The sequence below is a fragment of the Seonamhaeicola marinus genome, assembly GCF_008085455.1.
Genome location: NZ_VSDQ01000619.1, coordinates 1 through 616 on the forward strand (window position 1 = coordinate 1; position 616 = coordinate 616).

At 37.3% G+C, this 616-nt stretch carries 1 protein-coding gene; it reads right to left on the minus strand.

What is annotated here, in order from left to right; translation table 11 throughout:
• Positions 1–616: cbb3-type cytochrome c oxidase subunit I (locus FUA24_RS10865; RefSeq protein WP_187388252.1), on the minus strand; the 616-nt coding region annotated here is incomplete at both ends.

Here is a 616-nt window from a genome sequence, read left to right on the forward strand (position 1 = left end):
AATAATACCACCAATTAAAATAGCAACTGTTGCTAAAATTGTTAATTGTATTGGTCTGCGTTCTAACCACGTATGGAAACCTTCGCCAGCGGTACGTTTTTTGGTAACGCGTTCAAGCGCAGGAGCCTCGGCTAACTCATCTTCAACTTTACTTCCTTTTTTAATTGTAACAGCAATATTGTAAACCAAAATTAGTAAGCCAATAACATACATACTGCCACCAATGGCACGCATCCAGTACATTGGTATAATTTCGGTAACTGTTTCTAAAAAGTTACCATAAACTAAGGTGCCATCAGGGTTAAATTGTTTCCACATACTAGCTTGGGTAAAGCCAGCAACATACATAGGTAATGCGTACATAATAATACCTAAAGTACCTAGCCAAAAATGTAAGTTTGCTAAAGGTAAAGAGTGTAGTTTTGTTTTAAATAAGCGTGGTATTAAATAGTAAATTATACCAAAAGCCATAAAGCCGTTCCAGGCTAAAGCACCAACGTGTACATGGGCAATAATCCAGTCTGTAAAGTGGGCAATAGCGTTTACGTTTTTAAGTGATAATGTAGGGCCTTCAAACGTTGCCATACCATAGCCAGTAATAGCTACTACCATAAAC